At 42.8% G+C, this 11001-nt stretch carries 8 protein-coding genes and 2 tRNA genes; 6 read left to right on the top strand and 4 right to left on the bottom strand.

The genetic code is table 11. From position 1 onward, the window contains the following. Positions 1-81 precede the first annotated feature (81 nt). Positions 82-157, bottom strand: a tRNA-Asn gene (locus tag EL341_RS10960). A 397-nt stretch (positions 158-554) separates the two neighbouring features. Between EL341_RS10960 and EL341_RS10955 the strand changes: the two genes are divergently transcribed. After that, entirely contained in the window at positions 555-3110 is a 2556-nt protein-coding gene (locus EL341_RS10955) for a bifunctional diguanylate cyclase/phosphodiesterase (protein WP_126467785.1), read from the top strand. A gap of 223 nt (positions 3111-3333) precedes the next feature. On the opposite strand, the gene EL341_RS10950 is transcribed toward EL341_RS10955, so the two are convergent. From EL341_RS10950 to EL341_RS10940, 3 genes are all read right to left on the bottom strand, one after another. Continuing rightward, positions 3334-3409: transfer RNA gene (locus EL341_RS10950), tRNA-Asn, on the bottom strand. 1106 nt (positions 3410-4515) lie between these two features. After that, positions 4516-4728 carry a transcription modulator YdgT gene (gene ydgT, locus EL341_RS10945; RefSeq protein ID WP_047781396.1) on the bottom strand — a complete coding sequence of 71 codons (213 nt, stop codon included), beginning with the start codon at positions 4726-4728 and terminating at the stop codon, positions 4516-4518. A gap of 207 nt (positions 4729-4935) precedes the next feature. Beyond that, positions 4936-6090, bottom strand: coding sequence for an iron-containing alcohol dehydrogenase (locus EL341_RS10940; RefSeq protein WP_074822806.1), 1155 nt, complete (start codon positions 6088-6090; stop codon positions 4936-4938). Positions 6091-6288: 198 nt separating this feature from the next. Here EL341_RS10940 and EL341_RS10935 point away from each other — a divergent pair, with 198 nt between their 5' ends. Genes EL341_RS10935 through EL341_RS10915 form a run of 5 tightly spaced genes read left to right on the top strand, consistent with a single transcriptional unit; the run spans position 6289 to position 10994 of the window. Next, the gene (locus EL341_RS10935; RefSeq protein ID WP_074822810.1) at positions 6289-7269 is read left to right on the top strand and encodes a 3-oxoacyl-[acyl-carrier-protein] synthase III C-terminal domain-containing protein; all 981 of its coding nucleotides are present in this window, start codon (positions 6289-6291) and stop codon (positions 7267-7269) included. Further along, on the top strand, positions 7266-8270 hold the full coding sequence (locus EL341_RS10930; RefSeq protein WP_047781393.1) for an NAD-dependent epimerase/dehydratase family protein: 1005 nt from the start codon (positions 7266-7268) through the stop codon (positions 8268-8270). Before EL341_RS10935 ends, EL341_RS10930 begins: the two co-directional genes overlap by 4 nt. A gap of 5 nt (positions 8271-8275) precedes the next feature. Beyond that, positions 8276-9079, top strand: coding sequence for an MBL fold metallo-hydrolase (locus EL341_RS10925; protein ID WP_047781392.1), 804 nt, complete (start codon positions 8276-8278; stop codon positions 9077-9079). Next, the gene (locus EL341_RS10920; RefSeq protein ID WP_126467783.1) at positions 9079-10368 is read left to right on the top strand and encodes a F390 synthetase-related protein; all 1290 of its coding nucleotides are present in this window, start codon (positions 9079-9081) and stop codon (positions 10366-10368) included. The genes EL341_RS10925 and EL341_RS10920 overlap by 1 nt, the downstream gene beginning before the upstream one ends. After that, the gene (locus EL341_RS10915; RefSeq protein WP_074822817.1) at positions 10368-10994 is read left to right on the top strand and encodes a phosphatase PAP2 family protein; all 627 of its coding nucleotides are present in this window, start codon (positions 10368-10370) and stop codon (positions 10992-10994) included. The genes EL341_RS10920 and EL341_RS10915 overlap by 1 nt, the downstream gene beginning before the upstream one ends. The last annotated feature ends 7 nt before the right edge of the window (positions 10995-11001 follow it).

Below are 11001 nucleotides of genomic sequence, written 5' to 3'. Positions count from 1 at the left end.
GGCTTTTTTATTGTCGTTTTTGAGCTGCTACAGAATGACAGGCAATAAAAAAGCCCGCTAAAAAGCGGGCTTCTTCGAATTTGGCTCCTCTGACTGGACTCGAACCAGTGACATACGGATTAACAGTCCGCCGTTCTACCGACTGAACTACAGAGGAATTGTCTGAACAGGGCGCATGATATCTGCCAACCGGAACTCTGTCAACCGATCAAAAAATTAATCCGGTGCGTTTGCTTATACTTCGTGCAGAATTAGGCTTATCCGCTTTTATTTTAATCAGTTAGCTGAATTATTCGGCATGAAATTTTATCATAGCTAATTCACTGTGGGTAAAATCAATACTGGCTTTATGATCGAGAAAAATGAAGAAAACGGATAATTGTCAGAAAATGTGTTGATGTTCAGTGTAGTAATAACAGAAAGTGATATAGACTTAAAACAGGTCATGCAGGAGGCATTTAACTCGGGTAAAAAACATTAGCTATCATCTTGATGATAGCGTCATTATTGTTTTTAAACGCTGATTATTTTTTATATATGTGAGTGGTGAGTATGTGCGATTATTAAACACAGTATCATTAAAACTGGTTGTTATATCGCTTTTTGTTTCTATATTGACCATTATGTTTGGCTTAGCCGTTTTCTTACAGCTTCGCAGCGAAAACCGGGTTTTTGATAGTCTCAGTGACAAAGTGACTTCTGCTTATATTGAATCTGTTCAGACTAATTTATTTAACTTTCTTAAAGTCCCGATACAGGCCAATGCATCGGTTGAAATGAGTATGCAACAGGCTTTGACCGGCGATAGCGTTGATATGATGAAGCTGGAACCGTCACTGATTGGAACTCTACAACGCGTTTTTCCTTACTCCCCTCAGCTTAGTCTGCTCGCCTTTGGTTCGGTAAATGGCGACTATATTGGTGTTAGTCGTGAAACCGTCACTTATAAATTGACTTTAATTTTAAAAGACCAACGAACGCATGGGGTATTGAATTTTTATTCCGGACTGGATGTGAATACGCCGGTGATTAATCGCGTTCGTGACTATGATCCCAGAGTGCGTCCTTGGTTTAGGATGGCGGATAAAACCAGAAAATCATTCTGGACCACAGCATACTGGGACTTAGATGCGGTCAGGGGGATCAGTATTTCATATAGCACCCCGGTTTATGATATTGAACAGCGCTATGTTGGGGTTGTTTCTACGGATATTAAACTAGATAAATTTAATCGTTATTTGCAGGAGTTACCTAATTTAGGCAATGGTGTCATTTTTATTGTGAATGGTGCCAACGAAATCATTTCACATTCAACCGATGAAAAAAAGACCACCATACAAACGTCGGAATTGACCCAGCAGGAAAATGTGCAATTACTTAAGCCGGTAGATAGCGAAAGTATCATTGTGCGTACAATGGCACCTTACCTGTCTGATATGAGCATCCATAAAACTAAATTTACCGTTGGAGATGAAACCTATTATGGGCGAATGGTTCCTTTTGGTGAGGAGTTAGGGCTGCATAACTGGCGGATTATCGTTGCTGTCCCTCGTAGTGATTTTGTCGGTTTTCTCGATGTTAACCGTAAAGTGACTATTTCACTGATCCTGTTTATCTTTATCGTAGGGGTAGCGTTAGCCTGGATAATCTTATCAAAAATTACCACGCCTATTCTGCAAGTGGCTAAGCAAGCCCGTTTGATTGCTAAATTGAAATGGTCGCCGACCCAGCAATCCCATTTTGAGATTAAAGAGATTAAGCTGTTAAATGATGCATTTAATGATATGTCATCAACGTTATCTAAAGCCTTTTCCAGCTTAAAACATCAAGTGTATTACGATTCTGTTACCGGGTTATTGAGTAAAGAAGGATTACAGGAAAGAATGCGTGAGCTGGTGGCTCAGGGGGAACAGCAACAGTGGAAATGCCTGATTCTGGTTAGTCTGGATAATATGACTGAAATGAACAATAGTCTTGGCTACCAGAAAGGAGAATCATTATTACGTGAGTTTGTTAAGCACCTGTTAGCCATCGTTCCTCCAGACGCTTTATTAGCAAAGGTCAATGATGTGGAGTTTGCTATTTGCTATCCAAAAACCTGTAGTAGTGAAGCCTGCTCTCAGGAAATGAATAAATATATTCAACTGTATGCGCGTTCTCAGGGCTATGAAGGTGAACACTTATTGTTTTCAGGCAATATTGGATTCTTACAGGATGAGTTTGACGATCGGTCTTTGGCTGATAGCCTGAGAAATGCCTCGGTGGCACTCGTTGCCGCCAGAAAGAAAGGCAGCGGCGCCTATGAGGTTTATCATCCTGAAATGATGAGTCGAGCGGTTGAAAATACTCAAATGTTGGCGGAGCTTAGTCAGGCACAAAATAATGATGAATTACTGGTTTATTTTCAACCTATCGTTAATTTAAGTGATAGCTATATTGTCGGCGCTGAAGCACTGATTCGTTGGCGTAGTAAAGCGTACGGAATGGTACCTCCTAATGTATTTATTCCATTGGCAGAAGAGTCGGGATTGATTCTTTCTATCGGCCGATGGATTTTAAGAGAGTCCTGCCGCCAACTGGCATTAAAAATTCAGTCTGGCTGGCCTGCTGATTTCGATATTCATATTAATGTCTCTGCTCGGCAATTAATGCAGGCTGATTTCTATGATTTAATCGTTGAAACCATCAGTGAATTTAACCTTTCCCCGATTAATCTAACGTTAGAGTTAACGGAATCCCTGTTTGTTGAAAAAAGGACCATTATTACTGAACAGCTTGAGCGTATTCGGGCGTTGGGTGTCTCGATAGCCATAGATGACTTTGGGTCAGGATTCTCCAGCCTTTCCTATCTATATCGTCTGAAGTTTGACTGTTTGAAGATAGATCGGGATTTTGTCAGCGGTGTATTGGAGAATGCCCGAAGTCAGGCGATTATCTCTTCGGTTATTCGTTTAGCCTCTGGGTTGTCCGTGCCGTTGGTTGCTGAGGGGATTGAAACCGCCGAGGTTGCAGAACAGCTTCGTGAACTTGGCTGCCCGAGAGGGCAGGGATATTATTTTGGACGACCAATACCGTTAAATGAGTGGCCGATACCCATCTATGATAAATAGCATCATGAGAATATGAGCCGGTTGCTGTGTTAAGGAAACTGATATAACTGCTGGAAGTAGACTAGGGTAGGTTTACAGAAGTGATATTGCGTTTGTATGCTGGCCTAAAACAACTAACGCTGTTATTTACCGCCAGATAGCAAAAATCCTCCAAAAGGAGGATTTTAACTTTATTCATTTCAGGTCTTGTATGGACGCATCCAAACTATCTGAAATGCTAATATGGCTCCTCTGACTGGACTTGAACCAGTGACATACGGATTAACAGTCCGCCGTTCTACCGACTGAACTACAGAGGAATCGTTTGAACGGGGCGAATCATATCTATCTCTATTGGGGCTGTCAACGCTAAATTATCATCTTCTGTTTGTGTGTTCATCAACTGAGCAAATTGGTGTGATGTTAAACAAAATTACTGTCGAGTTGGCTGATTTTTTATGCTGCGTGATTGTTTAACTATCCTGTCAGTTGGAAGATATGCTTTCCTCGGGAAATGATGACGTTGGTAGCTCCGAGAGCACTTCTCTTTATCATTGGCCTGTTTTGTCCCTTCCAAGACGTTGTATCGTTTTTAGTGACTTTTTAGATGTATGGCGATGGGCCGTTAGAAAAAATCAGCCAGAGTTAGCGGGGTAATAAACCTTAAAAGATAAGCAGATAGTTAAAGCTATTGTCAGGCTGGTCTGGCTTAAGAAACTATCATGATATTAGCCAGAATAGTTTAAACAGGTTGTAGATAGTCTGGTTTTGTCTTGTGCTGGCAATTTATATACTGAATAAAAGTGATGAATTAGTTAAAAATGAAAAATTCTGTGAGCAAGATGTAAATCATTAACCCGTTATCTAAACATTCAATAATAATTGAGCCAGGTCAAGATGATGAGCTAATTTATTCTATTTTATATGTGTAGGCATATTATGGTGCTTACATGGTCGCTGCGAGTTAGAAATAATTGAGGTTTAGTAAGATTTTAATAGGGGAGGAAGAATAAAAACTCATATTTAATGTCTATTAAAGAGAAGTTAAAGGAATAATGATAGGCTTTTCCCCGTTATTTTTATATCTATTTGGTTTGTTTTATCAGGTGATAAAGACAATGTAATACTAAACAGAAAGAGTATTACTTTAGATATCTTTATTTCGAGGTTCGTATTATATAAGGACTTAAATTTTATGAAGTATCGTCAGTGGATGAAGAGATAATGTGCATTAACCAGCACAAGTAGCTATCGTGTCAGGATAGCTAATGGTAGATAGCGATCATAATGATTTACTGTATATAAGGGTTAAACACTTAGTAACAGCATAAAGCAGTACAATAGATATTAATCATACAATCATCCGTAGCGCTTAAGACTGATGATAATTTATAAACTATTTATATATTGTCTTGCTTAAATAAGGTTACTTTACCTGAGACCAAATAGTCTTTGGTACTTTACCTAAATCAAATAACTTGCCAGCAACTAGTTCTGCACGGCGATGATCGGCAGCACGATACATATTAGCTAGTATATTATTATCTACTAAAGAATAGTTTAGTTTGTCATACAGGCGTTCTAAGCTATCGTGATTAGAACATTTACGGAACATCATTAAATAATCGATATCGCTCATTATATTTACTTTATTTCAGACTTAATTAAATGGTAGCCCAAGCGAGACACTGTAGCATTGATAACGAATGTTACGTCAGGTGGTAGAATGCTTGGTGAGTTATATACAGTGTATAGGCAGGTAATCTAACCTGATACGCTATATATAATAGTATGTCGACAGGAAATGAACAAGTCTTTATAACGTTATTATTTCCTGTCGCTTCATTTAGTAACTTAAGCTCAGAATTTTCCTGGCTTCAATCGCTGTGATGTTTTTATGTTCACCTAGGGGTAATAAATTAAATCTTTTTAAATAGTTAATTGCTTCGTCAATGGATGATTCTGGTATGCCATACGCCCTTATGTAGGTAGGAAGACCCATATTTTCAAAAAATTTTCTTGTTAATTGTATGGCACTATTTATCCGCTCATCATCGCTCCCCTGCGTGATTCCCCATACTCTTTCAGCATATTGGAGTAATTTGAGGCGCTTACTTTCCCTTTGAACATCCAAGACGGCGGGAAGCAGAATAGCGAGTGTCTGGGCATGATCGAGTCCGTGATGAATAGTAAAATAGTAACCGATACGGTGACTTGCCCAGTCTTGGGGAACACCCGCGCCAATCAGTCCATTCAAGGCCTGAGTTGCGCTCCACATAATTGTCGCTCTGACATGGTAATTATCCGGTTCAGCCAGCGCTTTTGGACCTTCCTCTATCAGAGTCAGCATTAATCCTTCGGCAAAACGATCCTGAACCTTGCCATATACCGGATAAGTCAAATACTGTTCTGCGATATGTACGAAAGTATCAACCACACCATTAGCAATTTGTTTGGTCGGTAGCGTATAGGATTTTCTTGGATCGAGAATAGCGAAGCGTGGAAAAAGAAGAGGGTGTTTGTGGCTTAACTTTGCATTTAAGGCTGTATTGCTGATCACGGCAGTGCCATTCATTTCAGAACCGGTGGCCGGCAGGGTGACAACACAACCCATAGGTAAGACGCGATCCAGTGGTGGATTACTGATCCAGGTCTCCCAAGCATCACCTTCAAAATAGGCTGCCGCCGCGATAAACTTAGTGCCATCAATAACCGAGCCACCACCAACGGCAATAAGGAAGTCGACTTTTTCAGATTTTACAATGTTGACGGCTTTCATTAACGTCTCGTAATGTGGATTGGGTTCAATACCCCCAAACTCAATATAATTACGTGAGCCCAGTGCCTGTTTGACTTCATCAATCGTGCCGAATTTTTTGGCACTGCCTCCACCATAGGTGATCAGTACGTTTGCATTAGCCGGAATATGTAGATCAAGATCCTTAATACGCTCGGTACCGAAAATAATCCGAGTTGGATTGTAGTAATCGAAATTGAACATAACTATCCTCGTTTTTTATATCTGTTATCTAAATGTTATATCGGATCTGTAGATCAATCGATGAGTAAAATAATACTCAGTTACCTTTACTAATACTTATTTAAGTTTTTATTTGGTAAAAATAAGTTCTGGCTTAGTGCTATTTTGGCGGGGGAAACGTAATATCCCCCTCCTCTAAGGACGGGTAAAGAGGAATTTATGTTACCTATAAGGATTATATCAACCGGTAAGGCATTGCCTGCAGAAAAGATATCCTCTTCAGAACTTGATTTACGTTTAAATAAAACAAGTGGATTTGTTAAGAAAAAATCAGGGGTAGATTATCGTTATTTTTCTTCAGTGAATGATTTCCAATCTGATTTGGCTGCGGCAGCATTACGTGATGCTATTAATGCAGCTCAGATCCACTCATCTTCAATCGATTTACTCCTGTCTACTTCAGCGGTTCCCGATCAAGCCTTGCCCTCGATGGCCTGCCGAATTATGCAGGCAGCAGGCTTGCCTGCTGGGATAAGCGCTTTTGACATCAACGCGAGTTGCTTAGGATTCATGGCGGGCTTACAGCTTGCGGCGACGCTATTAAACAGCGGAACGTATCGGCGTATTGCCATTGTCTCTGCAGAGATCCCGTCACGTGGGCTTGATTGGAGCGACCCAGAGAGCTCGCTGATTTTTGGCGATGGCGCAGCAGCGGCCATCGTTGAAATAGGATCGGAGACGGTAGGGTGCCAAGCTTACCGCATGGAAACCTATCCTGAAGGGAAAACCTACTGCGAGATTCTGGCCGGTGGCACACGCTGTAATCCAACCAGCGGCATGAAAGACAGTGATTTCTTATTTCATATGGATGGCAAAAAAGTCTTTAAGCTGGCATCGAAACTGATGGAAGGCTTTCTGGATAGACTATTTGAACCTTTAGGTTATAACTATCATGAGGTTGATTTAGTGGTTCCTCATCAGGCCAGTTATCTGTCAATGCAGCATATGTCCCGGCGTTTAGGGCTGCCCCAAAGTGCGATCATTGATATTTATCACAGTCATGGTAATCAGGTATCGGCATCGATACCAACGGCTTTACATGAAGCGATGGTGACCGGACGTTTGACGGAAGGTGCTAAAGTCTTACTTGTCGGTACTGCGGCCGGCCTAACGTTGGGTGGGATGGTGTTGACGGTATGACGATATTAGTAACCGGTGCAACGCACGGATTGGGTAGAAATGCGGTAGAGTATTTACAACAACATAATACCCCTGTTATTGCCACTGGGCGAGATATTGAACAGGGTGAAAAACTGCGACAGCTCGACGTGCCTTTTGTACAGGCCGATTTATCCATGATAACGCCTGAGCAGGAAGACGCATTGTTTGATGGGGTAGATACCGTTTGGCATTGTGCTGCAAAGTCTTCTCCTTGGGGAGATTACACCGATTTCTTTTCAGCCAATGTGACAGCCACTCGTTTATTGGCCACCATGGCGGGAGAGCGGAAAGTTAAACGCTTTGTTCATATCTCCACGCCTTCTATCTATTTTAACTATCGCCACTTCCGTGATATTCCTGAAACTTTCAAGTCCGCTAAGTTGGTTAATCACTATGCAGTAACAAAGCTATTAGCGGAACGGGAGATCCAACGTTTAGTCCTTCAATATCCGGACACTCGATTTATTATCCTGCGTCCCAGAGCGCTGTTTGGGCCTCAGGATCGCGTATTGCTTCCTCGTATTTTATCGCTGTTGAAAAAACGTCGGGGCGTTCTTCCTTTACCCAGAGGAGGAGAAGCGCTGATGGATATGACTTATGTGATGAACGTGGTTCATGCGATGGAACTGGCAACGCATGTGGAGCCGCTTCCTTCTGGCGCGGTTTATAATATTACTAACCAACAGCCGGTGATGTTGAAGCAAGCCGTAGGCCAGCTATTGGACATGCTGAATATGCAATACCGGATTAAGTCTGTTCCTTATTGGTTGCTCAGTCGTGTGGCTGGACTGATGGAAAGATATTCTGGTTATAGCCACCGTGAGCCGGCGTTTACCCGATATAGTATGGGGGCATTGAATTTTGATATGACGTTGGATTCATCGAAAGCCCAAAGAGAACTGGGGTATTTCCCGCGTTATAGTATGGAGCAGGGATTGGCGCTGACAGCTCAGTGGCTGAAAGAGAATGGGGAAGCATAAACCGTATGGCAACCATTACCTCGTTTGAAGCTGGATACTGTACTCACGTTGCCTGCGTCGCATTGAAAGGGGCAGGTTTATCCGTCTGCGCCTTTCCGGCCAGAACTTGGTTGATAGAGGCAGGTTCTGGACGTTGGCTGTGGGATACCGGATATGCAACCCATTTCTATGATGCGACTCGCCATGGCGTATTTGCTCTTTACCGTAAGGTTACCCCGGTCTATTTTGAATCTTCAGCATCGATTGCCAACCAGTTGAGGCAAAAAGGAATCTTACCGCAGGATCTGAATGGTCTGATTCTTTCTCATTTCCACGGCGATCATATTGCTGGATTACGTGACTTTACCGATACCCGCTATATCTGCTCTGGTAGCGGATGGCATGATATTCGTCCCTTAACCGGGTTTAGTGCGTTGAAGCAGGGTTTTGTACCAGCGTTAATTCCAGCGTCTTTTGAATCTCAAGTTTCTTTTATTGAGCAGTTTGAGCAAGTTGATTTACCTGCTGAGTTACGGCCATTTCAACGTGCTTATGTATTACCGGACAGTAATAAGGAAGTGATGCTGGTTGAACTGCCTGGCCATGCGGCAGGGCATATTGGCGCCTTTGTGCTCACGGCTGAAGGGTGGGTGTTGCTTGCCGCTGATGCAGCTTGGTCGGATAAAAACTATCGTGAATTAAGGGGACCTTCCCGTCTGGCAAATATCATCATGGCGGATAGCAAAGCTTATTATCGAACCCTGAGTGATTTGCATCAGCTAGATAAAGGAAATGTCAGAATATATTTAAGTCATGAGGGTAATTTGTAATGCGTCTGGTGAAAATACTCTGGTCCTATTACCAGACCAGAAAACGTCATTTTGCTAACCGACAAGCATTGGAAAATTACCAAGACCGCCGCTTAGTCCATTTTGCCCGGCGGGTGATGTCTGCCAGTCCTTATTTTCAACATTATGTGAATCAGCCCAGAACTGAATGGCCGATGATGGATAAGGCAGTCATGATGGCTAACTTTGATCAGATGAATACCGCGGGTTTACAGCTGGAACAGGTATTGAATTGTGCTTTGCAATCAGAGAATTCACGGGATTTTTCACCGACGGTGAACGGCTATAGTGTTGGACTTTCCTCCGGGACTTCCCACCGTCGTGGTGTGTTTGTGGTGAGTCCGCAGGAACAGACGCGTTGGGCTGGCACATTATTGGCTAAATTATTACCCAGAGGTTTATTCTACGGCGAACGAGTAGCTCTATTCTTAAGGGCTAATAATAATCTTTATTCATCGATAGACAGCCGTTGGATTTCTTTCCGATTTTTTGATCTGTTTTCCCCTTTTGACCACCACATTCGACAGCTTGAAAGGTATTCACCAACCATTGTGGTGGCACCGGCTCAGGTATTAAGAGCGCTGGCTTTGGCCGTGGTGAATAAGCAGACGACCCTAAAACCACAGTGCGTAATTTCCGTTGCGGAAGTATTGGAACCGATAGATAAAGCTTTATTAAAAGAGGTTTTCGGTGATGTGCGGGAAGTGTATCAGGCAACGGAAGGATTTCTCGGCGTGACCTGCGCCCACGGCACCATGCACTTAAACGAAGAGTTTATTCATTTCGAACCGCAGTGGCTGGATGAACAGCGTTTTGTGCCTATCATTACCGATTTTACCCGCACTACGCAGCCGATTGTTCGTTATCGTCTGGATGACGTCCTTATCAAACGTAATACGCCATGCCCATGCGGTAGCCATAGCATGGCGATTGAGCGTATAGAAGGGCGCTGTGATGACGTATTAACTCTACCGGGTAAAGAGAATAGCTCAGTTATTTCGGTTTTTGCCGACGTATGCTCACGGGTCTTTGCTCAGACGTTACCGTTAACGGCAGATTATCAGCTTACTTTAAGTCAACAAACCCATATTACCCTGTCGGTCGAAGGGGATGACGCGTTGGTTGTACAGTGTCAGCAGAGACTGATTCAGACATTTGAGCAGTTGGGTGTGGAGACTTCCCGCCTGAGTTGGAGTCTGTCTTCGCAGCTAACTTCAGCGACTTTTATGCAGAAAAGGCGGCGCATATTACATATTCGAGATGCGGAATAATGGACTTTCAAGGTCGACTGCGACAGCTGATATATGGTTGGGGGTTTGTTGGTATCGTTTATGCCACTACCGGGCTGATTCAGGCACCGGCTCGAACGATCGGCGAATCTTTTATTGACCGGTTAATTCCTTTTAGTACCTCCGGGATTTGGCTTTACTGTTCATTTTTTCTCTTTATCCCAGCGGTTTTTTGGTTGGCCGACAGCAATCGAATTCTTTGGTTAAGGCGCTCAATGCAACTGTGTGCCTGTTTTAGCGGCGCACTATTTTTATTATTTCCAACAACGCTGGATTATCCGCCGGTTACCGGTAGTGATTTTAATGACGAGATATGGCGCTTGATGGCTACAGTTGATTCAAGTCAGAACTGTTTTCCTTCATTACATGCAGCGCTAACGTTGCTGTGTGGCTGGGCTATGTTGGGAAATCGGCGCAAGGTTTATCGCGTAGTGGCTAGCCTTTGGGGAATCGCTATTTGTTATTCAATCATTCAAACCCGTAGACATTTGGCGATAGATCTTGGCGGTGGTATCGCGTTGGCCGTGATATCTGGATGGATTTGCTTAAGGCTTACCGATAGGAAGGTGAGGAAGCGAATATCAGCATGTTGTCATCAGGAAGAGTAAGGAAAGG

It is taken from the genome of Pragia fontium (genome assembly GCF_900638655.1).
In the GTDB taxonomy this organism is placed as follows: domain Bacteria; phylum Pseudomonadota; class Gammaproteobacteria; order Enterobacterales; family Enterobacteriaceae; genus Pragia; species Pragia fontium.
Note: the sequence above shows the minus strand (reverse complement) of the source record. Positions and strands in the feature narration are given on the sequence as shown.